Source organism: Streptomyces sp. NPDC043996 (genome assembly GCF_056435225.1).
This window is the reverse complement of record NZ_JBWKEY010000020.1, coordinates 94,548-120,844: the sequence shown is the minus strand read 5'-3', so window position 1 is coordinate 120,844 and position 26,297 is coordinate 94,548. Positions and strand designations below refer to the sequence as shown.

Here is a 26,297-nt window from a genome sequence, read left to right as displayed (position 1 = left end):
AGACGCCGCCTAAGGCCCAGAGCCCCCGCTGGGTACGACGCAGTCGCCCGGTTGTTCCTTGCCCTCCGGCCAGCCCAGGCCCATGAACGCCAGCTTCCGCGTCCGGGGGTCGAGCCGGACCACCGCCACCGGCTTGTCATAGGGGTTGCCCGCGTTCGTGAGGCACACCCACCCACTGGTTCCGGCCACCCGGTGCGCCGACTCGAGCCGGGACCACTGGGCGGAGACCCGCTCGCGGGGCGGCACCTCACCGGCCGACTGGGCGTTCGCGAGGAACACGGCCTGCGCGATCGTCCGCACCCCGTCGTGCACGAGCATCGTGCGCGAGTCGTCGTACGTGACGGGCCCGATGTCCCCGGCACCCTCGCGGCGGGTGAGCGCGCGCAGCTCCGCCAACTCCCGCTGTGGCTCGGTCAGATAGGCGGGCCCGTCCGTCCCGCGCTTGCCCCGCAGCGCCCGCGTCCACGCCTCGGGGTGGCCGGGCGCCGTGTACTCCACGGTGACCGTCGACTCCTTCGCGCCCGAGCCGCCCCGCAGCTTCGTCCAGTCGGCGTCGCTCATGTACCGGTCCAGGGTCGCCGCGCCCGAACCGCTGACGACCGTGTACCGCTTGCCCCTGCACGGCACCTCCGCGAGCTTCAGCGCGAAGAGCCGCAGGTGCACGGGCCGTCCGGCGAAGTACACGACCTTCGCCCGCGACTGGCAGATGTTGTGGCCGATGAGGGAGAAGTCATTGCCCGTCTCGCCCGGGTCGTTGATCGAAGGCGAGGTGAACTCCTGGTCCTTCGCGCCCGCCGGGCCCGCCTCGTCCCTGCTGAAGGCGCGCGCGAGGGACTCCACATAGATGTCGTCGGGGCGCGTGTCCTTGACCAGGACGGTCTCCTCGTCGCGCAGCCCGCGGTGGAACGCGGCGAGGGCGGCCGCCTGCTGCTGGTTGGTGGGGATCACCCGGGCGAGCCCCTTGAAGCGCGGCTTGGCCCCGCGCCCCTCGGGGTTGGCGAGCTCGTCCGCGCTGGCCCTGCTGATCAGGACGGGGACGTGCAGCTCGTTGGTGAGCCGGTCCACGGCGGCGACGGTGGCGCGCAGGCTCAAGTTGAAGCCGGTGACCGCGCGCAGGTTGTGCTTGTCGTCGTCCGCGAGCGCGGCCAGGTCGTCGACGACCCGCTCCTGCTGGGCGTAGTTACGGCCGGGGTTGGCGAGGACGAGACGGATCAGGGGCTTCTGCTCGGCGCGGTTGGCGCGGTACTGGGCGAGATAGGCGCCCTGTACGTCGCTGCGCAACTGGCCGCGCTCGGCGGACGACTCCGGCTGCAGGGGCAGCATCATCGCGACGGTGATGTGCGGCTCGCCGTCGACGCGCCGGTTCTCCTTGGCGATCGCCTCGCTGACCTTGGCGATCTCGGGCGTGCCGAAGTCGTAGCCGGAGCCGTTGACGCCGACGCACTCGCCGCCGTGCCGCTCCACGCCGTCGGCGCACCGGTCGGGGCCGCCGACGCCGCGCGGCACCAGGATGCCCGCGGCGACCCCGGCGGCCACCACGACCAGGATCGTCGTGGCCTTCTTCAGGCGCGTCGCCCACACGTGGTGGTACAGCCAGTTCAGCACCGCCGCCCCTTTCGCCGCCCCGCCCTCCGGGGCCGCTCGCCGAGTCCCTAGCCGATGTGCCGTGCGCACGCGCAGGGCGCCAGCGGCTGCCGCTCCCGCGCCCGCTGGTCCCACTCCCCGGCGGTCCGCGTCAGCACCTCCACGCCCGGCACCGGTTCGTCCGCGAGCCGGTCGAGGAGCTGCCGCCAGGTGCCGGTCACCGCCGGGTCCACCGGGCCCGTACGGTCCTCGTACAGCCACACCGCGTGCAGCAGCCGGTCGACGCGGCGCCGCAGCACGTCGTCGCCGGACGCCGGGGTCTCGCCGAGCGCGCGGGCGTGCCGGTCGTCGGCGGTGCCCGCCAGCGGGGCCTCGCAGGGCGCGCCCGCGATCGCGAGGAGCTCCGCGCACCAGCCGGCCATGTCGCGGCCCGCGTCGCGCGCGGGGAACGTCCCGGTGAGACGTGTCACCGCGCCCTCGGCGCCGCACGCGGCCAGGTCGTGGTGCGCGGCGTGCGCGGCCGCCGTGCCGAACAGCTCGTCGGCGGTGTCCTCGCCCCCGAAGTGGTCCCGCAGCAGCACGTGGTCGGCCCGCCACACCGCGCCCCGCTGCGGCGGCTGGCCCCTGCGGCGCGACCACCCGCCCTGCCCGGCCCCGCCGGGCGAGGTCATCCCGTACAGGCGCCGCATCAGCAGATGGCGCAGGCCCCGGTCGCCGATGAAGTGGCGCGGGCAGTGCGGCCAGCCGCTGTCGTGGAGGAGTTCGGCGACGCGGTACGCGGACAGGCGCTCGTCGCGGTCGCCCTGCCGGGCGCGGATCAGGCGCTGCGCGCACGGACCGGTGTGCGCGACCGAGAGGTGGCTGAGCAGGTCCAGCCAGTGGCCGTGCTGCTCGGGCGGCAGTTCCTCGGGCAGCTGGCGGGCGACCAGGTCGTCGAGGAGGAGCTCGGCGACGGGCAGCGGCGGCGCGTCCGACGCGTCCTTGGAGCGCACCGGCACATCGAGCAGCGCCCAGTCGGTGAGCGCGGCCGGGTCCGTGACGCGCAGCGCGGCCGCGGCCTCGCCGAGGCGCGTGACGAACCGGGGCCGTCCGCCGGAGAGGCGGTGCACGGCGCTCTCCACGCGCAGCCGCGCCGCGTGCTCGCCGATCTGGTGGCCCGCGTCGTGGCCGTGGCCCTGGAGCCGGGCCAGCTCGTGGTTCTGCTGCTCGGAGGTCAGCGACGGCATCCGGACGAGCAGCACGCCGCGCGCGGGCGCGACCAGGCCCGGAACGCCGCCCTGTCTTCGCTCCCAGGCGGGCAGGCCGCCGTCCGCGGGGCCCCAGGAGAGGGGGGCGTCGCCGCCCGCGTCCGTCGAGCGGTACAGGAAGCGGCCGCCGTCCGCGCGGCGCGCCGTCGCGAGGACGGCCACGCGGTCGTGGTGGCCGCTCTCGCGGTCGAGCAGCACCGGGCGGACCAGACCGCGGCCGAGGGCGTTGTCGGCGTGGTCGAGCAGCACGGCGGGCCGCCCTGCCCGTGTCATCCGGCCGCGCACGGAGGTGTAGGCCGCATCGACGTCCTCGCGCAGCGCCCGGAACAGGAAGCTCTCGGCGTTGGCGCGTCCTTCGCCGCCCTGCTGGAAGTCGACGCTGAGCGCGTGCAGGCCGAGCCTGGGGTGCCCGGCCGCGCCCGAATAGGAGCCGTAGCAGGACTCCAGGGCCGCCTTGCCCTCGCTGGAGGTCCGTTCGAAGAGCTCGTCGAGGATGGCCGTGATCAGCGGTGTGGCCAGCGGCTGGGCGACGAGCAGCGCGCCGAGGGAGGCGAGGTAGGCGCGTACGGCGCGGTGCAGCAGGCCGCCCCAGAACGAGCCCTTCGGCAGCAGGTCGTCGTGCCTGCGCACCTCGTCGAGGCCCTCGGCGGAGCTGGCCAGGGGGTCACCGGCGGCGACGGCGACCAGGCCCGCGTACAGGCGCGGGGCGCCGATCGCCCCGCCGTCCCCGCTCCACGCGCCGAACTGGACGGCCAGCTCCCGCAGCGCCTCGGTGACCTCGGAGCGGGTCGCGGACCGCTGCTCGGCGCGCTCGCGGAACACGGGGGCGGCGCAGTCGACGTGCGCGGCCGGAACGTAGCGTCCGAACTCGTCGCGTACGCAGCGCAGGAGGCGGCCCTTGCCCATGCCGGGGCCGCCGGTGAGGAACACCACGGGCAGGTCGGGGCCGTACAGGAGTGGGCGGTTGCGGCCCTTGGCCGTCTTGCCGAGTAGGTGGGCGACCAGGCCGTCGTCGTCCAGCAGCTTGCCTAATCCCAGGTCCTCGGACACCGGCCCCCCGATGCGTCACGGTTCCGTCCCCGCCGGGCCTCGCCGTGAGGGACCGTCAGGGTAGTGGAGCGGCCCGTCTGTTGATGAGCCGCATCCGAGCCACGATTCCCCTCTTCGCGCCCCTTGACACCTCGCGGGTGCGCCCCAGACCCACCCCTCCCCGCTCCGGGTGCGGCTGCCCTCGGGGCCCGCTCAAAGCCTTTCGGCGCTCCGCGCCTCGTCCTCAAACGCCGGACGGGCTAAGTCGTCGCGCTGCGCGCTCGTCCTCAAACGCCGGACGGGCTGGATTTCCCACCCACCCGCCCTTCTTCGCGCTGGCGCGCCCCCTGCTCGGGGTGTTTTCCCACCCACCCACCCGCGAGCCGCTAGGTCGGGGGGTGCGAGGGCAACCGCAGGTGTAAGGGCGGGCGGGTGGGAGAAATAGCCCGTCCGGCGTTTGAGGACACGGCGCGGAGCGCCGATGGGCCAGCGCCTACTGGGCGGCGCCGCCCCCCTGCTCACCCTTGCCGGAGGCAACCGGCTTGCGCAGGGCGATGTTCAGCTCCCGCAGCCGAGCCTCCTCAAGCACCGTGGGCGCGCCCATCATGAGGTCCTGCGCGTTGCCGTTCAGCGGGAACGCGATGGTCTCGCGGATGTTCGGCTCGTCCGCGAGGAGCATCACGATCCGGTCGACGCCGGGCGCGATGCCACCGTGCGGCGGCGCGCCGAGGCGGAACGCGCGGAGCATGCCCGCGAACTCCTGCTCCACGGTCTCCGCGTCATAGCCCGCGATCTCGAAGGCCTTCAGCATGACCTCGGGCTCGTGGTTGCGGATGGCGCCGGAGGACAGCTCGATGCCGTTGCAGACGATGTCGTACTGCCAGGCGAGGATGTCGAGGGGGTCCTTCTCCTCCAGGTCCTTCATGCCGCCCTGGGGCATGGAGAACGGGTTGTGGGAGAAGTCGATCTTCCCGGTCTCCTCGTCCTTCTCGTACATCGGGAAGTCGACGATCCAGCAGAAGCGGAACACGCCCTCTTCGAAGTGCCCGGCACGCTTCGCGGCCTCGACCCGGACCGCGCCCATGATCTTGGAGACCTCGTCGAAGTCGCCCGCGCCGAAGAACACCGCGTGGCCGGGGGCCAGGGCGAGGCGCTTGGTCAGCTCCTCGACGTCCGCCTCGGTGAGGAACTTGGCGATCGGTCCGGAGAGCGAGCCGTCCTCGCCGACGCGCACCCAGGCCAGGCCCTTGGCGCCCTGCTCGACCGCGTACTCGCCGAGGCCGTCGAAGAACTTGCGGGACTGCCCGGCCGTGTCCGGCACCGGCAGGGCCCGCACGTGCTTGCCCGCGAAGGCCTTGAAGCCCGAGTCCGCGAACACGTCGGTGAGGTCGACGAGCTCCAGCTGGGCGCGCAGGTCCGGCTTGTCCGAGCCGTACTTCAGCATCGCCTCGCGGAACGGGATGCGCGGGAACGGCGAGGTGACGTGGCGGCCGTTGCCGAACTCCTCGAACAGCTCGGTCATGAGCTGCTCGATCGGCCGGAAGACGTCCTCCTGCTCGACGAAGGACATCTCGACGTCGAGCTGGTAGAACTCGCCCGGCGAGCGGTCCGCGCGCGCGTCCTCGTCGCGGAAGCAGGGCGCGATCTGGAAGTACCGGTCGAAGCCGGAGATCATGAGCAGCTGCTTGAACTGCTGCGGCGCCTGCGGCAGGGCGTAGAACTTGCCCGGGTTCAGGCGGGACGGGACGACGAAGTCGCGGGCGCCCTCGGGGGAGGTCGCGGTGAGGATCGGCGTCGCCATCTCGTTGAAGCCGAGGGCCACCATCTTGTGGCGGATCGAGGCGATGACCGCGGAGCGCAGCATGATGTTGCGGTGCATGCGCTCGCGGCGCAGGTCCAGGAAGCGGTACTCCAGGCGCCGCTCCTCGTTGACGCCGTCCTCCGCGTTGATCGTGAAGGGCAGCGGGGCCGCGGCGCCGAGCACCTCGACGTCGACGGCCTCGATCTCGATCTCGCCGGTGGGCAGCTCCGCGTTCACGTTCTCCGCGCCGCGCGAGACGACCTTGCCGTCGACGCGGACGACCGTCTCCTTGGACAGCTTGTCCAGGACCTCGGCGGCGGCCGTGCCGGGGCGGGCGACCAGCTGCGTGATGCCGTAGTGGTCGCGCAGGTCGATGAAGAGGATGCCGCCCAGGTCTCGGCGATTGTGCAGCCAGCCGCTCAGCCGGACGTCCGTGCCGACGTCAGAGGCGCGGAGCTCACCGCACGTGTGGGACCTGTACCGATGCATCGTCGTTCATCCAGTCTTTCGAGATCGGGGGGCTGCGGTCCCGGTTCGCGCCGCGCGGGCGCGCCCGGGGAACTTGCTGGCTGTCAAGGCTACCGTCCGGCGGAAGATCACTTCCCCCTCGGACCGGGCCGCACGGGCGGTCGCGGGGCCACAGTGGCGGCTGGTCCGTACCTCTTCCTACAGTGAGTCAATGCGCACCGATGAGCCCCGCGAGCGGATGGGGGACGCCTCTTCGCCGCCCGGCCAGGGCGCACTGCCCCCGGTGGGGGACGTGCTCGCCGCGATCGCCACCGGCCTGTGGCGCTGGGACAACGCCTCCGGAGTGGTCACCCTGGACGCCGAGGCCGCCCGGCTCCTCGGGCTCTCGCCGCGCGCCCAGACCACCACCGAGGTCGGCGTGCGCTCCCGTTTCCACCCCGTGGACTGGAACGAGATCCACGGCATCGTGCAGCTCGCCGTCGCCGAGGGCACCCTCGCCGAGGCCCGGCTGCGGATCATGGACGAGCAGGGGCGGCACGTCCTGCGCACGGTCCGCAGCCGCACCCGCCCGATCGTGCACGACGCCGCGTCGAACGCCTACGAACTGATCGGCACCCTCCAGGAGGTCAGCGAGCCGACCCCGGGCGCCGCCGCCCGCGCGCCCGTCACCGGCGACTGGCGCCGCTCCCGGGAGGCGTTCCTGCTCGACGCGGGCCGCGCGCTGGCGGAGGCGCGGTCCACGGAGGAGGTCCTGCGGGTCGCGGCGGGCCTCTCCATGCCCGGCTTCTCGCCGGACGGGCTCGCCGTGTTCGGCGCCGCGGGCGACCGCCTCACCGTCATCGGCCACCACGGGCACCACGGCTACGGGGACGACGACCCGCTCGCCACCATGCCCCTGGAGACCGACTATCCGGCCGCCGAGGTGCTGCGCACCGGCCGCGCCGTCTATCTGTCGTCGCCGGACGAGTACCGCCGCCGCTATCCGACGGCCTGGCCGCTCGCCTCCCGCTTCAAACGCCAGTCCTGGGCGTTCCTGCCGCTGACGGTGGCGGGGCGGACCATGGGCACCTGGATGGCGGCCTTCACGTACCCCGTCTCGTTCACGCCCGACGAGCGCTCCGTCCTGACGACGGTCGCCCGCATGCTGGCGCAGGCCCTGTCGCGGGCCGGGGTCGCCGAGTCCGAGCGGGAGCTGACCGACGGCCTCCAGCGGTCGATGCTGCCGACGCTCGGCCCGGAGATCCCCGGCATGAGCGTCGCCGCCCGCTACGTCCCGACCGGCGGCGGCCTCCAGGTCGGCGGCGACTGGTACGACATGATCCCGCTGCCCAGCGGCCGCATCGCCTTCGTCATCGGCGACGTCCAGGGCCACGACGTGCGGGCCGCGGGCCTGATGGGGCAGCTACGGATCGCCCTGCGCGCGTACGCCTCCGAGGGCCACCGCCCCGACGCCGTCCTGTCCCGCGCCACGCGCTTCCTCTCGGGCATCACCGACGGGATCACCTACGGCTCCACGGACAGCCGGGACGAGCCGGGCGCCGACCCGCGCTTCGCGACGTGCCTCTACGTAGAGGCCGACCCGGCCACCGGCGTCCTGGAGATCGCCCGCGCGGGCCACCCCGAGCCCGTCATACGCATGGCCGACGGAACGGTTCTCCAGCGGTCCGTCGCGGGCGGTCTGCCCCTGGGCATCGACCCGGACGCGGACTACCCCACGACCCGGCTCGTCCTTGACACCGGCGAAACGATGCTGACCTGCACGGACGGCCTCATCGAGACCGGCGGCCACGACCTGGAGACCGGCTGGTCCCGGATCCGGCGCATCCTGGAGGAGTACGAGGGGTTCACCGAGCCGTCCCCGTACGCGGCGCGGACGGAGCCGCGGTACGAGCGGAGGCCCGGCGCGGACGACGGCCTGGAGACGCTCGCCGACACCCTCGTCCAGGCCGTGCACGGGCCGTCCTCGCACCACACGACCGGGCCGCTCGCCGACCGCCGCGAGGACGACATAGCCGTCCTGCTGCTGCGCCGCACCGGCCGCCCCGAGCTCCGCTCCCGGGCCCGCCGCACGATGCTGACCATCGCCCAGGCCGAGCCGGAGCGGGTCGCGGGCGCGCGCGGCCATCTGCGGGACCTGCTGCACGACTGGGCGGACGCCGACCAGGTCGACTCGGCGGTCCTGCTGATCTCCGAGATGATCACCAACGTCCTGGTGCACACCGACGGCGACGCCCTGCTGGTCGCGGAGGTCACCGGCGATGAGGGCACGCGCAGGCTCCGCGCGGAGGTCACCGACGGCAGCGACGACCTGCCGCACAAGCGGCACCCCGGGGAGCTCGCCTCCTCGGGCCGGGGCCTGGTCCTGATGGACCTGCTTGCCGACCGGTGGGGCGTCGACCCGCGCGGCGAGGGCAAGAGCATCTGGTTCGAGCTCTACGAAGGGCCGGGGGCGGGCGGCGGCTCCGTAGAGGGCGCGGAGGCCCCCGGGGAGGCCGGGGAGGCCGAGGGTGCCTTCTCCTCGTAGCGGGCGCGCAGTTCGCTGATCACCCCGAACGCGGCCGCCGTCAGCGGCACGGCGAGCAGCATCCCGATGATCCCGGCGACGGACGCGCCCGCGGTGATCGCGAGCATCACGACCGCCGGGTGCATCTGCACGGTCCTGCTCTGGATCATCGGCTGGAGCACGTGCCCCTCCAGGACCTGCACGGCGAGCACCACGCCGAGCGCCCACAGAGCGATCACCAGGCCGCGGTCGGCGAGCGCCACGAGGATGGCGATGGCGCCGGACAGGAACGCTCCCAGGTACGGGATGTAGGCGCCCACGAAGACCAGCGCGCCGAGCCCCAGGGCGCCCGGGACGCGCAGGACCAGCAGCCCGACGGTGATGCACACGGCGTCGATGAGCGCGATGAACGTGGTGCCGCGCATGAACCCCTCGACGGCCCCGAAGGCCCGCCGGGCCATCGCCTCGACGGTGTCCCCGGAGTGCGCGGGCACCAGCGAGCGCAGCGCGTCCGCCGTCTTGTGGGAGTCCCGCAGGAAGAAGAACACGAGGAGCAGCGCGAGCACGGCGGTGGCGATCATCTCGCCCACCACGCTCAGCCCGCTGACGACCCCGGAGGCCGCCGTCCCGCCGAACTTGCCCAGGAGGTCCTTGGAGTTGGCCGCCAGGTCGTCCAGGGACGTACCGGCCGCGCCGAAGTGGTCGGCGAGCGACCGCGCCGCGTCCCTGAGCGAGGCGATGATCTGGTCGCCGGTGTCGATGAGCGCGGCGACCACGATGTACACCGCGCCGCCGACCACGGCGAGCACGGCCGCGCAGGTCAGCCCCGCGGCCACCGACCGGTGGACCCCGGCCTTGACGAGGCGCCGGTACATCGGCCCGAGCAGGGCCGTGCCGAGCAGCGCCAGGAGCACGGGCGTCACGGCCGTCTTGAACTCCACGCACAGCCGGATCCCGACCCAGGCCACCCCGGCGACGAGCAGGACGACGGCACACCAGGCGGCGAGCCGGCGTACGGGTTCGGGAAGCAGTCGCACGCCTCCAGCGGAGCACGGCCGTGGTGGGCTGTCGCGGGCGGACGGCCAATCGGATGACGCCCCGTCACCGGGGGTGCCGCGCGGGGTGGCGTGGCCGTTCGGCGGCGTGGCCGTGCCGGGCGCGGTACGGCGAGCGCCCCTGCCGGGCGCGGCACGGCGAGGGGTGGCGCGCCCCGCTCAGCGGGCGGGGCACGCCACCCCGTGGGCTCACACGCCGCTCTGGGACATCCCGTGCACCGCCGGGACGGACCCGAGCAGCCCCTTCTGGAAGTCCTCGAACGCCTGCTGCAGCTCGGCGCGGGTGTTCATCACGAACGGCCCGTAGTGCGCCATCGGCTCCCGGATCGGCAGCCCGCCGAGCAGGACGACCTCCAGGTCCGGGGTGTGGGCGTCCTGCTTCTCGTCCGCCCGGACGGTGAGGGACCCGCCGGCCCCGAACACCGCGGTCTGCCCCAGCTGGACGGGCCGCCGCTCGGCGCCCACGGTGCCGCGCCCGGCGAGCACGTACGCGAGCCCGTTGAAGTCCTCCCGCCACGGGAGCGTGACCTCGGCCCCCGGGCGCACCGTCGCGTGGATCATGGTGATCGGCGTGTGGGTGATCCCGGGCCCCTCGTGCCCGTCGAGCTCCCCGGCGATGACCCGCAGCAGCGCGCCGCCGTCCGGCGAGGTGAGCAGCCGCACCTGGCCGCCGCGGATGTCCTGGTAGCGGGGGTCCATCATCTTGTCCTTGGCGGGCAGGTTCACCCACAGCTGGAGCCCGTGGAAGAGCCCGCCGGACAGCACGAGCGACTCCGGCGGCGCCTCGATGTGCAGCAGGCCTGAGCCCGCCGTCATCCACTGGGTGTCACCGTTCTTGATGGTGCCGCCACCGCCGTTGGAGTCCTGGTGGACGAAGGTTCCGTCGATCAGGTACGTCACGGTCTCGAAGCCGCGGTGGGGGTGCCAGGGCGTGCCCTTGGGCTCTCCGGCCGCGTACTCCACCTCGCCCATCTGGTCCATCATGATGAACGGGTCCAGGTACTTGTAGTTGATCCCCGCGAAGGCCCGGCGCACCGGGAACCCCTCGCCCTCGAAGCCGCTCGGCGCGGTCGTCACGGCGAGCACCGGCCGGGCCGCCGCGTCGGCGGGCACGGTCACGCGGGGCAGGGTCAGCGGGTTCTCAACGGTCACTGCAGGCATCTTCGGACCTCCTCGTACACTCAGATTAGTTGAACGTAGAACTTTCTGCCACTCAGAACGCGGCACAGCCCGTCGGCATTCCCCCCGACCGCCCCGCCGAACATCCCGTGGCCGGAACCCCACCCCTCGCGCACCGCCCCCACGCGTCACCGCCGCGCGGCCGTCGGTCAGGGAGCGCGGGCATGCGGGAACGACACAGGCCCGCGTGGAGAACGCGGGCCTGCGTGGAGGAAGGGGGGCGTGCGCGGAGGGCGCCGGGGGGTCAGCCGTACCCGCGGACCATCAGCCGCACCCGCCGCGGGCCGTCAGCCGTACATGCGGCGCATGGCGAAGTCCACCATCTGCTCGACGGCCTTCGCGTCGAAGACCATGCGGTGCTCGCCCTCCATGTCCAGGACGAAGCCGTAGCCGGTGGGCAGCAGGTCGATCACCTCGGCGCCGGTGATGACGAAGTACTTGGAGTCCTTGCCCGCGTACCGGCGCAGCTCCTTGAGCGAGGTGAACATCGGGATGACCGGCTGCTGGGTGTTGTGCAGCGCGAGGAAGCCCGGGTTGTCGCCGCGCGGGCAGTAGACCTTCGAGGTCGCGAAGATCTGCTGGAAGTCCTCGGCGGACATCGAGCCGGTCGTGAACGCGCGCACCGCGTCCGCGAGGGAGGGCGGCGAGGGCTCGGGGTACAGCGGGGGCTGCTGGCCGTAACCACCGGGCATCTGCTGCGCGTGCTGCTGCGGCTGCTGCGGCGGGGCGTAGCCCTGGCCGGCACCGGCGTGCTGGTCGTAGCCGTACATGCCCACAGCGTACCGACGCCGCCGGGGGCGTCAGCGGGAAACTTTCTCTAACGAGCGATAGACAATTACCGGCGGGCTCGGCTACGTTTTCTGTAGTGGCGGCTACAGATGGCTGTGGCCGCCTGGACCCAGGGGGGACCTCCCATGCCCGCACACCCGCACGCACCGGCCTCAGCAGCGGATTCCGCCGCCTCGCCCGCATCCACGCGGCCCGCTCCGGCCGCCACGGCCGCCCCGTTCGCGCGCACGGCGGCGGGCACCGGCCCCGGACTGCTGCTCGCCCACGGGGCGGGCGGCTCCGTGGCGGCCAACTACGGCCCGGTCATGGGCGAGTTGACGGCGACCCACCGCGTCGTGGGCGTGGACTATCCGGGCACGGGCGCGACACCCCGCGCCCAGGCCCCGCTCACGCTGGACGCGCTCGCGGACGAGCTGATCGCCGCGGCGGACGCCGAAGGCCTGGAGACCTTCGCGCTCTCCGGGTATTCGCTGGGTACGGCCGTGGCGGTGCGCCTGGCCGCGCTCCACCCGGAGCGGGTGACGGCCCTGGTCCTGACGGCCCCCTTCGCCCGGGCGGACCACCGCACACGGCTCGCGGCCGAGGTCTGGCGCCAGCTGGCCGCGTCCCGTGACCGGGACACCCTGGCCCGCTTCCTGCTCCCGCTCGCGCTCAGCCCCGCGGCCCTGGAGTCCCTGTCCGCCGCGGACCTGGAGGCGGCGGTGCGGGGGACGGCACAGACGGTCCCCGAGGGCACCCAGGAGCATGTGGACCTGGTCGCCAGGGCCGATGTCCGGGCGGATCTGGCGCGCGTCACGGCGCCGACGCTGGTGATCGAGACGACCGAGGACCAGCTGATCCCGCCGGGGCTCCAGCGCGAGGTCGCCGCGGGCATCGCGGGCGCCCGCACGGAGCGCCTGGGGACGGGCCATCTGCCCTTCGCCGAGAACCCCACGGCCTGGCAGCGGCTGATATCCGCCTTCCTCGCGGAGCCCGGGGCGCGGCCCACCCCGGGGAAGTAGACCCAGCTCACACTTGGGCGCTCAGGGGTTGCCTCTTATTACCGACGGGTAGCATCATTTAAGACCACAAGCTACTTACTGGTACGCCTACGAGGTCCCCGCCTCCCAAGCCACTACGGAGCCGTCGCCATGGGGCACTACAAGTCGAATCTCCGCGACATCGAGTTCAACCTCTTCGAGGTCCTCGGCCGCGACAAGCTGTACGGCACCGGCCCGTTCGCGGAGATGGACGTCGAGACCGCCAAGAGCATCCTCAGCGAGCTCGCCCGCCTCGCGGAGAACGAGCTGGCGGAGTCCTTCGAGGACGCCGACCGCAACCCGCCGGTGTTCGACCCGGAGACCAACACCGCGCCCGTCCCGGCCTCCTTCAAGAAGAGCTACCAGGCCTTCATGGACTCCGAGTACTGGCGCCTCGGCCTGCCCGAGGAGATCGGCGGCACCACCTCGCCCCGCTCCCTGATCTGGGCGTACGCGGAGCTCCTGCTCGGCGCCAACCCGGCCGTCTGGATGTACTCCTCGGGCCCGGCGTTCGCCGGCATCCTCTTCGAGGAGGGCAACGACGTCCAGAAGAAGATCGCCGAGATCGCCGTCGAGAAGCAGTGGGGCTCGACGATGGTCCTCACCGAGCCGGACGCGGGATCGGACGTGGGCGCGGGCCGCACCAAGGCCGTGCCGCAGGACGACGGCTCCTGGCACATCGAGGGCGTGAAGCGCTTCATCACGTCCGGCGAGCACGACATGTCGGAGAACATCCTCCACTACGTCCTCGCCCGCCCCGAAGGCGCGGGCCCCGGCACCAAGGGCCTGTCCCTTTTCCTCGTCCCGAAGTTCGAGTTCGACTTCGAGACCGGCGGCCTTGGCGCGCGCAACGGCGTGTACGCGACCAACGTCGAGCACAAGATGGGCCTCAAGGCCTCCAACACCTGCGAGATGACGTTCGGCGACAACCACCCCGCCAAGGGCTGGCTGATCGGCGACAAGCACGACGGCATCCGCCAGATGTTCCGCATCATCGAGTTCGCCCGCATGATGGTCGGCACGAAGGCGATCTCCACCCTCTCCACGGGCTACCTGAACGCCCTGGAGTACGCCAAGGAGCGCGTCCAGGGCCCCGACCTCGCCCAGTTCATGGACAAGGCCGCGCCCAAGGTGACGATCACCCACCACCCGGACGTGCGCCGCTCCCTGATGACGCAGAAGGCGTACGCGGAGGGCATGCGCGCCCTGGTCCTGCACACCGCCGCCGTCCAGGACGAGATCGCGGTCAAGGAGGCGGAGGGCGAGGACGCGAGCGCCCTGCACGCCCTCAACGACCTGCTCCTGCCCATCGTCAAGGGCTATGGCTCGGAGAAGGCCTACGAACAGCTGGCCCAGTCCCTCCAGACCTTCGGCGGCTCGGGCTACCTGCAGGAATACCCGATCGAGCAGTACATCCGCGACGCCAAGATCGACACCCTCTACGAGGGCACGACGGCCATCCAGGGCCAGGACTTCTTCTTCCGGAAGATCGTCCGCAACCAGGGTGCCGCGCTGAACGGCCTCGCCGAGGACATCAAGAAGTTCCTCGCCGTCGGCACGGGCGGCGAGGAGCTCGCCGGGGCCCGCGAGGAGCTGGCCAAGGCCGCCGTGGAGCTGGAGGCCATGGTCGGCGTCATGCTCACCGACCTCGCGGCCACGGAGAAGGACGTCAAGTCCATCTACAAGGTCGGCCTCAACACCACCCGCCTGCTCATGGCCTCCGGTGACGTCGTCGTCGGCTATCTGCTCCTGCGGGGCGCCGCGGTGGCCGCGGAGCGCCTGGAGACCGCCTCCGCGAAGGACGTGCCCTTCTACCAGGGCAAGATCGCGGCGGCGAAGTTCTTCGCGGCGAACGTCCTGCCGGGCGTGGCCACCCAGCGCACCCTCTCCGAGGGCGTCTCCCTCGACCTGATGACCCTGGACGAGGCCGCGTTCTAACCCTCCCTCCACCCCACCGGCCCGCTTCCCCCACCTCGGGGAGGCGGGCCGCCCCCTTCCATGCCCGCGGCCCGCTTCGCCTACCCCGGGGAGGCAGGCCGCCCCTCCCACCCCACGCCCGCTTCCCCCACCCCGGGGAGGCGGGCCGCCCCCTTCCATGCCCGCGGCCCGCTTCGCCTACCCCGGGGAAGCGGGCCGCCCCCTCCCACCCCACGCCCTCCGCTCGCACCCCGAGACAGACGGGCCGCCCCCATCCACCCCACCGCCTGCTTCCCCCCACCCCGGCACAGACGGGCCACCCCTTACCGCCCCCACAGCCCGCTTCGCCCACCCCAGGCCAGACAGGCCACCCCCATCCACCCCCCACAACCCGCTTCCCCCACCTCCGGGGCACACGGGCCGGTCTGGCCCCCTCGCCACCGCAGCCCTTCCCCTCGCCGAGGGAGGCGAGCCGCCCCTTTCCGCCCCCACAGCCCGCCGCTCCGCGCCGGGCCTCCCCACCCACCCACCCGCACCCAGCACCCGCCGACACCGAGCAACCCCCACAAGAACCGCCCACCGAACACCAAACCCGCACGGGCGGGCGGGTGGGAAAGGCAGTCCACCCACCGACGGGCGGCCGCCAACGGCGAACAACCCCCACGTGGAGCGCCCACCTGGCACCAGGCCCGCACGGGCGGGCGGGTGGGAAAGGGCGGTCCACCCACCGACGGGCGGCCGCCAACGGCGAGAGGCGCCCACCTGGCACCGGGGCCGCACGGGCGGGCGGGTGGGCGTGGCACCCGCCCAACGGCCACCGCAGGGCACGCAACCCCCGCCAGGGCAAAGGCACCCAGGCCAACAGGCACAAGGCACGGGCCACACCCTCCTGGTTAGGCTGAGCGCCATGCGCACACGCTTCGATCGCGGTCACACCGACGACCTGATGTCCTTCCTCGCGGCCAGCCCGTCGCCGTACCACGCCGTGGCGAGCGCCGCCGAACGGCTGGAGAAGGCCGGCTTCCGGCAAGTCGAGGAGACCGATGCCTGGGACTCCGCCAGCGGCGGCAAGTACGTGCTGCGGGGCGGCGCGATCATCGCCTGGTACGTCCCGGAGGGCGCCCCCGCACACACCCCCTTCCGGATCGTGGGCGCCCACACCGACTCCCCGAACCTGCGCGTGAAGCCGCTGCCGGACGCGGGCGCGCACGGCTGGCGCCAGGTGGCCGTGGAGATCTACGGCGGGCCGCTGCTCAACTCCTGGCTGGACCGCGACCTCGGCCTCGCGGGCCGTCTCACCCTGCGGGACGGCACGACCCGTCTGGTCAACATCGACCGCCCGCTGCTCCGCGTGCCCCAACTGGCCATTCACATGGACCGTTCGGTGCTCACCGACGGCCTCAAGCTCGACAAGCAGAAGCACATGCAGCCCATCTGGGGCCTCGGCGACGACGTCCGCGAGGGCGATCTGATCCGCTTCCTGGAGGAGGAGAGCGGCGTCGCCCCCGGCGAGGTGACGGGCTGGGACCTGATGACCCACTCCGTGGAGCCGCCCGCCTACCTGGGCCGCGACCGCGAGCTGCTCGCGGGGCCGCGCATGGACAACCTGCTGTCCGTGCACGCCGCGACGGCCGCGCTCGCCGCCGTCGCCACCGCGCCGGAGGCGGGCGAGCTGCCGTACATCCCGGTGCTCGCCGCCTTCGACCACGAGGAGAACGGCTCGCAGTCCGACACCGGGGCCGACGGCCCGCTGCTCGGCGGCGTCCTGGAGCGCACGGTGTTCGCGCGCGGCGGCGGCTACGAGGACAAGGCGCGGGCCTTCGCGGGCACGGTGTGCCTGTCGTCGGACACCGGCCACGCCGTGCACCCCAACTACGCCGAGCGGCACGACCCGACGCACCACCCGCGCGCCAACGGCGGCCCGATCCTGAAGGTGAACGTCAACAACCGCTACGCCACCGACGGCGGCGGCCGCGCCGTGTTCGCCGCCGCCTGCGAGAAGGCGGGCGTGCCGTTCCAGTCCTTCGTCTCGAACAACGCGATGCCGTGCGGCACGACGATCGGCCCGATCACGGCGGCGCGGCACGGCATCAAGACCGTCGACATCGGCGTCGCGATCCTGTCCATGCACAGCGTGCGCGAGCTGTGCGGCGTCGACGACCCGCCCATGCTGGCGGACGCCCTGCGGGCGTTCCTCGAAGGCTGACCCCCGACGCCTGCCCCTCGGGAGGGCAGGCACCACGGGCGGAACCCACGAGCGGAACCCACGAGCGGAACCCAACGGGGGAAACATCCCGTTCGCGGGTACTCATGGCGGCATGAGACTTCTCGTACGGGACCGGCTGTTCGGCATCGGCGACGACTACTGGATCGAGGACGACCAGGGCCGCAAGGTCTTCCTCGTCGACGGCAAGGCCATGCGCCTGCGGGAGACCTTCGAGCTGAAGGACCCGCAGGGGCGCGTGCTCATCGACATCCACGCCAAGATGCTCGCCCTGCGCGACACGATGGTGATCGAGCGCGAGGGCGAGCCGCTGGCCAGGGTCAAGCGCAAACGGCTCTCGCTCCTTCGCAACCACTACCGGGTGGAGCTGGCCGACGGCAGCACAGAGCTCGACGTCAGCGGCAAGATCCTGGACCGCGAGTTCGCCATCGAGTACGAGGGTGAGCTGCTCGCGGACATCTCGCGCCGCTGGTTCAGCGTGCGGGACACCTACGGTCTCCACATCACCCGTGACGACGCTGATCCGGCGCTGCTCGTGGCCGTCACGGTGTGCGTGATCCGCCTCGCGGAGAAGGAGCGGGGCGAAGACTGACGGCGCCGGATCAGCGGCGAGGCTTCGCCACGCCCAGGAGCCGGTCCTTCAGCGCCGGGAACTGCTCCCGCGTCTCGGCGACCTTCGCCAGGTCCAGATCCACGGTGAGCACCTCCTCGGCGGTGCCGCTCGCCTCCCCCAGAACCTCGCCCCACGGGTCGACGACGACGCTGGCGCCTGCCTGCTCCACCCCGCCGTGCGTCCCGGCGGTGCCGCAGGCCAGGACGTACGCCTGGTCCTCGACGGCCCGCGCCCGCGCGAACAGCGACCAGTGCGCGCGCCGCCGGGCGGGCCAGCCCGCGGCCACCACGAAGGCCTCGGCGCCCGCGTCCACGAGCCCCCGGAAGAGCTCGGGGAAGCGCAGGTCGTAGCAGGTGGCGAGGCCGAGGACGGCCTCCGGGGCCCGGACCGTGACCAGTTCGTCGCCCGCGCCCATCAGCACGGCCTCGCCCTGGTCGAAGCCGAAGCGGTGGATCTTGCGGTAGGAGGCGGCGAGCTCGCCGGAGGGGGAGAAGACCAGGGAGGTGTTGTAGAGGGCGCCCTCGCCCCCGGCGGAGCCGCCCGCCGCGGGCGCGCGCTCGGGGATCGACCCGGCGTGCAGCCAGACGCCCGCGTCGCTCGCGGCCTTGGCCATCGTCTCGAACGTGGGCCCCCGCAGCGGTTCGGCCTCCGTGGCGAACGCCTCGTACCCGAACGCGCCCGTCGTCCACAGCTCGGGCAGGACGACCAGGTCCGGTCCGTCCCGCTCGGCGACCTCGCGGATCAGCGAAGAGACGCGCTGTCGGCGGGAATTGACTGATTCGTCATCGTCTACGGCGATCTGAAGGAGAGAAGCGCGCACAGTACCACCGTCCTGGCATTCGAACCGTCAACTAGGCCTACGATCGTCACACGAAAGCACTGCCGGGGTGCCCACGGGCAGCGTAACTTAAGCCCCCAAGACACCCACCGCCCGCGTACGACCGCCGAGGGGTCCCGTGAGTCTCCATCCCAGCCTGCAAACCTACGCCGATGCCTGGGCGCACGCCGTGGAAGCGATATCCGAGCTGGTGTCGCCGCTCCCCGAGGGCGAGTGGAACCAGCCAACGCCGTGCCCGGGCTGGTCCGTCCGGGACATCGTCTCCCACGTCATCGGTCTCGACTGCGAGATGCTGGGCGATCCGCGCCCGATCCACACGCTGCCGCGCGATCTGTACCACGTACAGACCGAGGGCCAGCGGTACATGGAGATGCAGGTCGACGTCCGCCGCCACCACACGGCCCCGGAGATGACCTCCGAGCTCGAGTACACGATCATCCGCCGCAACCGTCAGCTGCGCAACGAGTCGCGCTCCCCCGAGACGCTGGTGCGCGGCCCGCTCAGCACCGAGCAGACCCTGGAACTCGCCATGCGGCTGCGCGCGTTCGACGTGTGGGTGCACGAGCAGGACCTGCGGGTGACGCTGCGCAAGCCCGGCAACCTCGACTCCCCCGGCGCGTACGTCGCCCGCGATCTGATGCTCCTCGGGCTGCCCAAGGTCGTCGCCAAGAAGGCGGGCGCGCCCGCGAACTCCGCGATCGTCCTGGACGTGAGCGGGCCCGTCGACTTCCTGCGCACCGTGCGCGTGGACGCCGAGGGCCGGGGCACCGTCGACAACACGCCCTCGCTCGGCCCGCTCGTCACCATCGGGACGGACTGGGAGACGTACTCCCGCCTCGCCTGCGGGCGCGTGACGTACGCGGCGGTCAGGGACCGGGTGAAGGTCGAGGGCGACCTGGACCTCGGCGACGCGATCCTGGAGGACTTCGCGGTCACCCCGTGAGACCGGTCGCGCCGCCCCCGCGGCCGGTCGAAGGGGAGGGGGCGGCCCCCTCCCCGGCCCCCCGCCTGGCCCCCTCCCCGGCCCGTCACGCGGCGGGCACGTGCACCGTCTCCACCCGGCTCGCCACCAGGCGCTCCCGCTCCCGGCGCGCCGCCCGCCCGCGCAGCCGCAGGACCTGGCTCACGCCGAGCGCCTGCAGGACGAAGACCGCGGAGAACGCGATCCGGTAGTCGTCGCCCGTGGCGTCGAGCAGCACGCCGATCGCGAGCAGCGTGGTCATGGACGCGATGAAGCCGCCCATGTTGGTGATGCCCGACGCCGTGCCCTGCCGCTCCGGCGGGTTCGCGGGGCGCGCGAAGTCGAAGCCGATCATCGACGCGGGCCCGCACGCCCCGAGGACCAGGCACAACACCACGAGCAGCCACATCGGCGCGTGCTCGGCGGGGTAGGCGAGGGTCGCGCCCCACACGAGCGCCGTCGCGCCCACCGTGGAGAGCGCGAGGGGCAGGCGCGCCGCGTGGTGCCGGGCCACGACCTGGCCGTACACCAGGCCGATCGTCATGTTGGACAGGACGATCAGGGTCAGCAGGTCGCCCGCGGTGCCCCGGCTGAGGCCCTGGGCCTCGACCAGGAAGGGCAGGCCCCACAGGAGCAGGAACACCATCGCGGGGAACTGCGTCGTGAAGTGCACCCACAGGCCGAGCCGGGTGCCGGGCTCCCGCCAGGAGCGGGCGATCTGGTGCCGTACGTAGCCGCGGCCGGCCTCGGCGCGGGCGGGCGGCGCGGGCGGTTCGTGGCCCTCCGGGTGGTCCTTGAGGAACAGCGCCATGAGGATGAGGACGACGACTCCGGCGAGGGCGCTGCCCGCGAACGCCGTGGTCCAGCCGACGTCGTGCAGGAGCCGGGCCAGGACCAGCGTGGACACGAGGTTGCCCGCCATGCCCACGAGCCCCGCGAGCTGGGCCACCAGGGGGCCGCGCCGGGCCGGGAACCAGCGGGTGCCGAGCCGCAGCACGCTGATGAACGTCATCGCGTCGCCGCAGCCGAGCAGCGCGCGGGCCGCGAGCGCCGTGCCGTACGAGGGGGCCAGGGCGAAGCCGAGCTGGCCGAGGGTGAACAGGACCGCGCCGAGCGCGAGCACCTTCTTCGTGCCGAGCCGGTCGACCATCAGGCCGACGGGTATCTGCATGCCCGCGTACACGAGCAGCTGGAGGATCGAGAACGTGGACAGGGCCGAGGCGTTGACGTGGAAGCGGTCGGCCGCGTCCAGGCCCGCGACACCGAGCGAGGTGCGGAAGGTGACGGCGACGAAGTAGACGGCGACCCCGACGGACCAGACCAGGACGGCCCGCCTGCCGCCCGGTGGATCTCCGGGCAGGCGTGCGCAGGCGGTCATCGCGTGGCCCCTCGGGCGAGGTCCTTGAACCAGCCCACGTGCCGGGTGACGACCGCGACCGCCGCGTCCGCGTCCTTCGCCCGCAGCGCGGCCAGGATCTCCTCGTGCTCGGCGAGCGTCTTGGCGACGCGGTCGGGGTGGGAGTGCATCACGGCGACGCCCATCCGCAGCTGGCGGTCGCGCAGCTGGTCGTACAGGCGCGACAGGATCTCGTTGCCGCCGCTGCGGACGATCGTGGCGTGGAAGCAGCGGTCGGTGCCGGCCGCCCCGGTCAGGTCGCCCGCGGCGGCCTGCTCCCGCTGCTTCTCCAGGAGCTCCGCGAGCCGGTCGAGCAGTCCGGGCGGCGCGGGCACCGCCTTGCGCACCGAGTGGGTCTCCACCAGGAGCCGGGTCTCGACGACGTCCGCGATCTCCTGCGCGGAGACCGGCAGGACGAGCGCGCCCTTCTTCGGGTAGAGCCGGAGCAACCCCTCGACCTCCAGCTTGAGCAGCGCCTCGCGCACGGGGGTGCGGGAGACCCCCACGGCTTCGGCGAGCTCGCCCTCGGTCAGCAGGATGCCGCCCTCGTAGCGGCGCTCAAGGACGCTCTGCTTGACGTGCGCGTAGACGCGCTCGGCGGCGGGGGGCTGTTTGGCGGGAGCGGCGGGACTGCCCGTACTGGTGGGGCTGGCGGTGGCAGGGGGAGGGGTGAGGGCCGTGGGGGAGGGGGACGTGGGGGCCGTAGGCATGCGCACAGCATAGATACAACATGTATGCACGGGATCTTCGGTCCACGATCCGGACAGCGCTCGATCCGGACAGAGCTCTCGCACAGTCCGCGGCATGTGACAACTTTCAGGTCACTTTTTCCGTCGTCCGTGCATCCTTCGGGCCCGCTCGCGAGTCTTGTGCGTGGCGGCTCCCTCATGTCGTCTGTAATTCGGGGGGATTTGGGGCGTGAGCCGCCCAACTTACGTATCAGGGATATATGGAGCGTCTACCTTGAGAATCCGGACAACAGGCATGCGCCGAGCGACGGCGGCCGCCGCCGTCACGGCCGGAGCCGTCCTGACGACGACGGTCATCACCGCCCCCGCGCACGCCGCCGCGCCGCCCAAGCCGTCGATCTCGGCGAAGGGCGGCTTCCTGATGAACAGCGCGACGGGCAAGACGCTGTTCACCAAGAGCGCGGACTCGCGCCTCAAGACGGGGTCCACCACCAAGATCGCGACCGCCCTCACGGTCCTCAACCAGCCCAATCTGAACCTGAGCCGCAAGGTCAAGTACCAGAAGGCGTACAGCGACTACATCGTCCGCAACGGCGCCTCCTCGGCCAAGGGCCTCATCGTCGGCGACAAGGCCACGGTCCGCGAGCTGCTGTACGGCCTGATGCTGCCCTCCGGCTGCGACGCCGCCTACGCCCTCGCCGACACCTACGGCAAGGGCTCCTCGCGCGCGGCCCGCGTGAAGTCGTTCATCGGCAAGATGAACAAGACCGCGCGCGACCTCGGCCTGCGCAACACGCACTTCGACTCGTTCGACGGCATAAGCAATGGCGCCAACTACTCGTCGCCGCGCGACCTCACCAAGCTGACGGTCAAGGCGATGAAGAACTCGACGTTCCGCACCGTCGTGAAGACCAGGGGCTTCAAGGCGAAGCCGACGATGCCCAACGGCGGCACCCGCGGGATGCCCACCTGGGGCAACACCAACCAGCTCCTCGGCTCCTACCGCGGCGCCATCGGTGTGAAGACCGGCTCCGGCGCCCAGGCCAAGTACAACCTGGTCTTCGCCGCGACCCGCAACGGCAAGACGGTCGTCGGCACCGTCCTGACGGCGCCGACCAAGTCCGGCCGCTACAAGGACGCCAAGAAGATCATGGACTACGGCTTCCGCGTCGCGTAACGCGCGGGGAGACGTACCCGAAGACGTACCCGAAGGTGCACCTGAAAGGCGCACCTGAAAGGGGGCCCGCCGCACACCGCGGCGGGCCCCCTTTCCGTACGCCTACCTACCGGCTACGACCAGGTCATCAGCCGCTTGGGCTGCTCCAGGATCGCCGCCACGTCACCGAGGACCTTCGAGCCCAGCTCCCCGTCCACCAGGCGGTGGTCGAAGGACAGCGCGAGCGTCGTGACCTGACGCGGCTTCACCTTGCCCTTGTGGACCCACGGCTGGAGCTTGATCGCGCCGACCGCGAGGATCGCGGACTCGCCGGGGTTCAGGATCGGCGTGCCCGTGTCGATGCCGAAGACACCGATGTTCGTGATCGTGACCGTGCCGCCCTGCATGGCGCCGGGGGACGTCTTGCCCTCACGGGCCGTGGTCACCAGATCGCCCAGGGAGGCGGCCAGCTCGGGCAGGGTCTTGGCGTGCGCGTCCTTGATGTTCGGCACGATCAGACCGCGCGGGGTCGCCGCGGCGATGCCCAGGTTCACATAGTGCTTCTGGACGATCTCCTGGTTCGCCTCGTCCCAGGCGGCGTTGACGTCCGGGTTGCGGCGGATCGCCACCAGGAGCGCCTTGGAGATCAGAAGGAGCGGGTTCACCCGCAGGCCCTCGTAGGCCCGGTCCTGCTTCAGCTCCTCGACCAGCTTCATCGTGCGCGTCACGTCCACCGTCACGAACTCCGTGACGTGCGGCGCCGTGAACGCCGAGCCGACCATCGCCTGCGCGGTGGCCTTGCGGACGCCCTTGACCGGGATGCGGGTCTCGCGGGCGTCGCCGCCCGCCACCGGCGCCGGGGCCACGGCGGGCGCGGCGGCCGGGGTGTCGCGCGGGGCCGCGGGCGCGGGCGCCGGGGCGGCGGCCGCGTGCACGTCCTCGCGGGTGATGATGCCGTCGGGCCCGGAGGGGGTGACGGCCGTCAGGTCGACGCCGAGGTCCTTGGCGAGCTTGCGGACCGGCGGCTTGGCCAGGGGGCGCGTGCCCGTCGCCACCGACGCGGCCGTCGTGGCCGGAGCCGGGGCTTCCGGGGCCACGGGCGTGCTGTGGCCGTTCAGCTCGGCCTGCACCGCCGCCGCGTACGCCGCCGACGGCGGCTGCTCCGCCTGGCCGGGGACGGGCTTGCGGGCGCGCCGCTTGGTGGAGGACTCGGCGACCCCGTACCCGACGAGGACCGGCTGGCGGCCCTTGGGGGCCTCCGGCTCCGGCTCGGCGGCGGGCGCGGGCGCGGCGGCCGCGGGCGCCGGGGCGGCGCCGCCGACGGCCACGGTGATGATCACCTGGCCGACGTCGACGGTCGTGCCCTCGGCGAACCGGAGCTCCGCCACCGTCCCGTCGAAGGGGATCGGGAGTTCGACGGCCGCCTTGGCGGTCTCGACCTCGCACACGACCTGGCCGTCGGTGACGGTGTCACCCGGCGCCACGTACCACTTGAGGATCTCCGCCTCGGTGAGTCCCTCGCCCACGTCGGGCATCTTGAACTCGCGGACGGCCGACGTGGTGTCAGTCATTGTCGTCACGATCCTCTTCCCTCAGTACGCCAGCGAGCGGTCGACGGCGTCGAGCACCCGGTCGAGGCCCGGCAGGTAGTCCTCTTCCACTCGCGCCGGCGGATACGGGGAGTGGAAGCCGCCGACGCGCAGCACCGGCGCCTCCAGGTGGTAGAAACAGCGCTCCTGGATGCGGGCGGCGATCTCCGCGCCCGCGCCGAAGAACACCGGCGCCTCGTGCACGACGACGAGGCGGCCCGTCTTCTCCACCGAGGCCTGCACCGTGTCGAAGTCGATCGGCGAGACCGTGCGCAGGTCGACGACCTCCAGGGACTTGCCCTCCTCGGCCGCCGCGGCGGCGGCCTCCAGGCAGGTGCGCACCATCGGGCCGTACGCCACGAGCGTGGCGTCCGTGCCCTCGCGGGCCACGTGGGCCTTGTGCAGGGGCTGGGGGATGGCGTCGGTGTTGACCTCGCCCTTCTCCCAGTAGCGCCGCTTGGGCTCGAAGTAGATCACCGGGTCGTCGCTCTGGATGGCCTGCTGGAGCATCCAGTACGCGTCGGAGGAGTTCGAGGGGGAGACCACCTTCAGGCCCGCGACGTGCGCGAACAGCGCCTCCGGGGACTCGCTGTGGTGCTCGACGGCGCCGATGCCACCGCCGTACGGAATGCGGATGACGACCGGCACCTTGACCTTGCCGAGCGCCCGCGCGTGCATCTTGGCCAGCTGCGTGACGATCTGGTCGTACGCGGGGAAGACGAAGCCGTCGAACTGGATCTCCACCACCGGGCGGTAGCCGCGCAGGGCGAGGCCGATGGCCGTGCCGACGATGCCCGACTCGGCGAGCGGGGTGTCGATGACGCGGTCCTCGCCGAAGTCCTTCTGCAGGCCGTCCGTGACGCGGAAGACGCCGCCGAGCTTGCCGACGTCCTCACCCATGACGACGACCTTGGGGTCGGCCTCGAGCGCCGTCCGCAGGGATTCGTTGATCGCCTTGGCGATCGGCAACTTCTGTACGGCCATGACTACTTGCCCTCCCCGCTCACGGCGTCCACGGGCGCGTCCGCGAACGACGCCTGGTAGGCGGCGAACTGGGCCCGCTCCTCGTCCACGAGCGCGTGCCCGTCCGCGTAGATGTTCTCGAAGATCGACATCGGCTCGGGGTCCGGCATCGCCCGCACCACCTCGCGCACCCGCTTGCCCAACGTCTCGGCCTCGGCGTCGAGTTCCGCGAAGAATCCCTCATCCGCGTGACCCTGGGCCTCCAGGTACGTCCGCAGCCGCAGGATCGGGTCCTTGGCCTCCCAGGCCTCGCGCTCCTCGTCGCGCCGGTAGCGCGTCGGGTCGTCGGAGGTGGTGTGCGCGCCCATGCGGTAGGTGAACGCCTCGACCAGCGAGGGGCCCTCGCCCGCGCGCGCCCGCTCCAGGGCCCACCGGGTGACCGCGAGCGAGGCGAGCACGTCGTTGCCGTCGACGCGGACGCCGGGGAAGCCGTAGCCCTGCGCGCGCTGGTACAGCGGCACGCGGCTCTGCTTCTCGGTGGGCTCGGAGATCGCCCACTGGTTGTTCTGGCAGAAGAACACCACGGGGGCGTTGTAGACCGCGGAGAAGGTGAAGGCCTCGGCCACGTCGCCCTGGCTGGTGGCGCCGTCGCCGAAGTACGCGACCACGGCGCTGTCCGCGCCGTCCTTGGCCACGCCCATCGCGTAGCCGGTGGCGTGCAGCGTCTGCGAGCCGATGACGATCGTGTACAGCTGGAAGTTGTTGGAGTTGGGGTCCCAGCCCCCGTTGTTCACCCCGCGGAACATGCCGAGCAGCAGCGTCGGGTCGACGCCCCGGCACCAGGCCACACCGTGCTCGCGGTAGGTGGGGAAGACGTAGTCGTCGTCGCGGGTGGCGCGGCCGGAGCCGACCTGCGCGGCCTCCTGGCCGAGCAGCGACGGCCACAGGCCGAGCTCGCCCTGGCGCTGCAGCGTGACGGCCTCGGCGTCGAAGCGCCGGGTGATGACCATGTCCCGGTACAGGCCGCGGAGGTCCTCGGGCGTGATGTCCGCGACGTAACGGTCGTACTCGGCGTTCTCGACCCGCTCACCCTCGGGCGTCAGCAGCTGTACGAGCTCGGGCTCCTGGTTCTGAGCCGCGCCCTTCTTGGATGTCCTGGCGCTCGCACTCTTCTTCGCGCTCGCACTTGCGCGCTTGGCGCCGCTGCCTGCGCGGCGCGGCGTACGCGCGGCGGTGCTTTCCACGGTCACGTGTGCTCCTCCGTCGGTCCGGCCCCC

Annotated in this window: 19 protein-coding genes; 7 read left to right on the top strand and 12 right to left on the bottom strand. The window is 72.4% G+C overall.

All coding sequences use genetic code 11. The annotated features are described in order from the left end of the window. Window positions 1-9: 9 nt before the first annotated feature. The 3 genes from AC07A4_RS38235 to aspS all read right to left on the bottom strand — a co-directional run bounded on the left by AC07A4_RS38235 (window position 10) and on the right by aspS (window position 6,150). Complete coding sequence (locus tag AC07A4_RS38235) at window positions 10-1,605, bottom strand: amino acid ABC transporter substrate-binding protein (protein WP_478608323.1); 1,596 nt, start codon at window positions 1,603-1,605, stop codon at window positions 10-12. Between the two features lie 47 nt (window positions 1,606-1,652). After that, complete coding sequence (locus AC07A4_RS38230; RefSeq protein WP_478608321.1) at window positions 1,653-3,881, bottom strand: DEAD/DEAH box helicase family protein; 2,229 nt, start codon at window positions 3,879-3,881, stop codon at window positions 1,653-1,655. 472 nt (window positions 3,882-4,353) lie between these two features. Continuing rightward, window positions 4,354-6,150, bottom strand: coding sequence for an aspartate--tRNA ligase (gene aspS, locus AC07A4_RS38225; protein ID WP_478608320.1), 1,797 nt, complete (start codon window positions 6,148-6,150; stop codon window positions 4,354-4,356). 217 nt (window positions 6,151-6,367) lie between these two features. On the opposite strand from aspS, the gene AC07A4_RS38220 reads away from it, so the two are divergent. Beyond that, window positions 6,368-8,653 carry a SpoIIE family protein phosphatase gene (locus AC07A4_RS38220; RefSeq protein ID WP_478608487.1) on the top strand — a complete coding sequence of 762 codons (2,286 nt, stop codon included), beginning with the start codon at window positions 6,368-6,370 and terminating at the stop codon, window positions 8,651-8,653. Here AC07A4_RS38220 and AC07A4_RS38215 read toward each other — a convergent pair. The 3 genes from AC07A4_RS38215 to AC07A4_RS38205 all read right to left on the bottom strand — a co-directional run bounded on the left by AC07A4_RS38215 (window position 8,563) and on the right by AC07A4_RS38205 (window position 11,636). Further along, window positions 8,563-9,669, bottom strand: a complete 1,107-nt coding sequence (locus AC07A4_RS38215) for an AI-2E family transporter (protein ID WP_478608317.1) — start codon at window positions 9,667-9,669, stop codon at window positions 8,563-8,565. The two genes, AC07A4_RS38220 and AC07A4_RS38215, sit on opposite strands and share 91 nt — an antisense overlap. A 207-nt stretch (window positions 9,670-9,876) precedes the next feature. Further along, on the bottom strand, window positions 9,877-10,848 hold the full coding sequence (locus AC07A4_RS38210; protein ID WP_478608315.1) for a pirin family protein: 972 nt from the start codon (window positions 10,846-10,848) through the stop codon (window positions 9,877-9,879). Between the two features lie 305 nt (window positions 10,849-11,153). After that, window positions 11,154-11,636, bottom strand: a complete 483-nt coding sequence (locus AC07A4_RS38205; RefSeq protein WP_478608313.1) for an SseB family protein — start codon at window positions 11,634-11,636, stop codon at window positions 11,154-11,156. Between the two features lie 144 nt (window positions 11,637-11,780). Between AC07A4_RS38205 and AC07A4_RS38200 the strand changes: the two genes are divergently transcribed. The 4 genes from AC07A4_RS38200 to AC07A4_RS38185 all read left to right on the top strand — a co-directional run bounded on the left by AC07A4_RS38200 (window position 11,781) and on the right by AC07A4_RS38185 (window position 17,407). Beyond that, window positions 11,781-12,656, top strand: a complete 876-nt coding sequence (locus AC07A4_RS38200) for an alpha/beta fold hydrolase (RefSeq protein WP_478608311.1) — start codon at window positions 11,781-11,783, stop codon at window positions 12,654-12,656. 129 nt (window positions 12,657-12,785) lie between these two features. After that, on the top strand, window positions 12,786-14,612 hold the full coding sequence (locus AC07A4_RS38195; protein WP_478608309.1) for an acyl-CoA dehydrogenase: 1,827 nt from the start codon (window positions 12,786-12,788) through the stop codon (window positions 14,610-14,612). An 886-nt stretch (window positions 14,613-15,498) separates the two neighbouring features. Then, window positions 15,499-16,797, top strand: coding sequence for a M18 family aminopeptidase (locus AC07A4_RS38190; protein ID WP_478608307.1), 1,299 nt, complete (start codon window positions 15,499-15,501; stop codon window positions 16,795-16,797). Window positions 16,798-16,909: 112 nt separating this feature from the next. Beyond that, the gene (locus AC07A4_RS38185) at window positions 16,910-17,407 is read left to right on the top strand and encodes an LURP-one-related/scramblase family protein (RefSeq protein WP_478608305.1); all 498 of its coding nucleotides are present in this window, start codon (window positions 16,910-16,912) and stop codon (window positions 17,405-17,407) included. A 10-nt stretch (window positions 17,408-17,417) separates the two neighbouring features. Here the strand turns inward: AC07A4_RS38185 and AC07A4_RS38180 are convergent, their stop codons facing one another. Continuing rightward, window positions 17,418-18,248, bottom strand: a complete 831-nt coding sequence (locus tag AC07A4_RS38180; RefSeq protein ID WP_478608303.1) for a carbon-nitrogen family hydrolase — start codon at window positions 18,246-18,248, stop codon at window positions 17,418-17,420. A 136-nt stretch (window positions 18,249-18,384) separates the two neighbouring features. Here AC07A4_RS38180 and AC07A4_RS38175 point away from each other — a divergent pair, with 136 nt between their 5' ends. After that, entirely contained in the window at window positions 18,385-19,209 is an 825-nt protein-coding gene (locus tag AC07A4_RS38175) for a maleylpyruvate isomerase family mycothiol-dependent enzyme (protein WP_478608301.1), read from the top strand. 85 nt (window positions 19,210-19,294) lie between these two features. On the opposite strand, the gene AC07A4_RS38170 is transcribed toward AC07A4_RS38175, so the two are convergent. Together AC07A4_RS38170 and AC07A4_RS38165 are read right to left on the bottom strand one after the other, a co-directional pair. Then, window positions 19,295-20,605: an MFS transporter gene (locus AC07A4_RS38170; protein WP_478608298.1), complete on the bottom strand. Its 1,311-nt coding sequence runs from the start codon at window positions 20,603-20,605 to the stop codon at window positions 19,295-19,297. Then, window positions 20,602-21,333 (bottom strand): GntR family transcriptional regulator, encoded by a 732-nt coding sequence (locus tag AC07A4_RS38165; RefSeq protein WP_478608296.1) that lies wholly within the window; start codon window positions 21,331-21,333, stop codon window positions 20,602-20,604. The genes AC07A4_RS38170 and AC07A4_RS38165 overlap by 4 nt, the downstream gene beginning before the upstream one ends. Window positions 21,334-21,607: 274 nt before the next feature. Here AC07A4_RS38165 and AC07A4_RS38160 point away from each other — a divergent pair, with 274 nt between their 5' ends. Next, window positions 21,608-22,489 carry a D-alanyl-D-alanine carboxypeptidase family protein gene (locus AC07A4_RS38160; protein WP_478608294.1) on the top strand — a complete coding sequence of 294 codons (882 nt, stop codon included), beginning with the start codon at window positions 21,608-21,610 and terminating at the stop codon, window positions 22,487-22,489. Between the two features lie 113 nt (window positions 22,490-22,602). On the opposite strand, the gene AC07A4_RS38155 is transcribed toward AC07A4_RS38160, so the two are convergent. From AC07A4_RS38155 to pdhA, 3 genes are read right to left on the bottom strand one after another with little or no spacing between them, the layout of a single operon-like run. After that, window positions 22,603-24,048 (bottom strand): dihydrolipoamide acetyltransferase family protein, encoded by a 1,446-nt coding sequence (locus tag AC07A4_RS38155; RefSeq protein ID WP_478608292.1) that lies wholly within the window; start codon window positions 24,046-24,048, stop codon window positions 22,603-22,605. Window positions 24,049-24,060: 12 nt separating this feature from the next. Beyond that, window positions 24,061-25,041: an alpha-ketoacid dehydrogenase subunit beta gene (locus AC07A4_RS38150; RefSeq protein ID WP_478608290.1), complete on the bottom strand. Its 981-nt coding sequence runs from the start codon at window positions 25,039-25,041 to the stop codon at window positions 24,061-24,063. A 2-nt stretch (window positions 25,042-25,043) separates the two neighbouring features. Then, window positions 25,044-26,270 carry a pyruvate dehydrogenase (acetyl-transferring) E1 component subunit alpha gene (gene pdhA / locus AC07A4_RS38145; RefSeq protein ID WP_478608289.1) on the bottom strand — a complete coding sequence of 409 codons (1,227 nt, stop codon included), beginning with the start codon at window positions 26,268-26,270 and terminating at the stop codon, window positions 25,044-25,046. Window positions 26,271-26,297 lie beyond the last annotated feature (27 nt).

Bases quoted from the DNA above. Each gene is read 5' to 3' on its own strand.
- aspS (WP_478608320.1), bottom strand. From the start codon at position 6,150: ATGCATCGGTACAGGTCCCACACGTGCGGTGAGCTCCGCGCCTCTGAC.
- AC07A4_RS38220 (WP_478608487.1), top strand. From the start codon at position 6,368: ATGGGGGACGCCTCTTCGCCGCCCGGCCAGGGCGCACTGCCCCCGGTG.
- AC07A4_RS38210 (WP_478608315.1), bottom strand. From the start codon at position 10,848: ATGCCTGCAGTGACCGTTGAGAACCCGCTGACCCTGCCCCGCGTGACC.
- AC07A4_RS38205 (WP_478608313.1), bottom strand. From the start codon at position 11,636: ATGTACGGCTACGACCAGCACGCCGGTGCCGGCCAGGGCTACGCCCCG.
- AC07A4_RS38200 (WP_478608311.1), top strand. From the start codon at position 11,781: ATGCCCGCACACCCGCACGCACCGGCCTCAGCAGCGGATTCCGCCGCC.
- AC07A4_RS38195 (WP_478608309.1), top strand. From the start codon at position 12,786: ATGGGGCACTACAAGTCGAATCTCCGCGACATCGAGTTCAACCTCTTC.
- AC07A4_RS38190 (WP_478608307.1), top strand. From the start codon at position 15,499: ATGCGCACACGCTTCGATCGCGGTCACACCGACGACCTGATGTCCTTC.
- AC07A4_RS38185 (WP_478608305.1), top strand. From the start codon at position 16,910: ATGAGACTTCTCGTACGGGACCGGCTGTTCGGCATCGGCGACGACTAC.
- AC07A4_RS38170 (WP_478608298.1), bottom strand. From the start codon at position 20,605: ATGACCGCCTGCGCACGCCTGCCCGGAGATCCACCGGGCGGCAGGCGG.
- AC07A4_RS38165 (WP_478608296.1), bottom strand. From the start codon at position 21,333: ATGCCTACGGCCCCCACGTCCCCCTCCCCCACGGCCCTCACCCCTCCC.
- AC07A4_RS38160 (WP_478608294.1), top strand. From the start codon at position 21,608: ATGCGCCGAGCGACGGCGGCCGCCGCCGTCACGGCCGGAGCCGTCCTG.
- AC07A4_RS38150 (WP_478608290.1), bottom strand. From the start codon at position 25,041: ATGGCCGTACAGAAGTTGCCGATCGCCAAGGCGATCAACGAATCCCTG.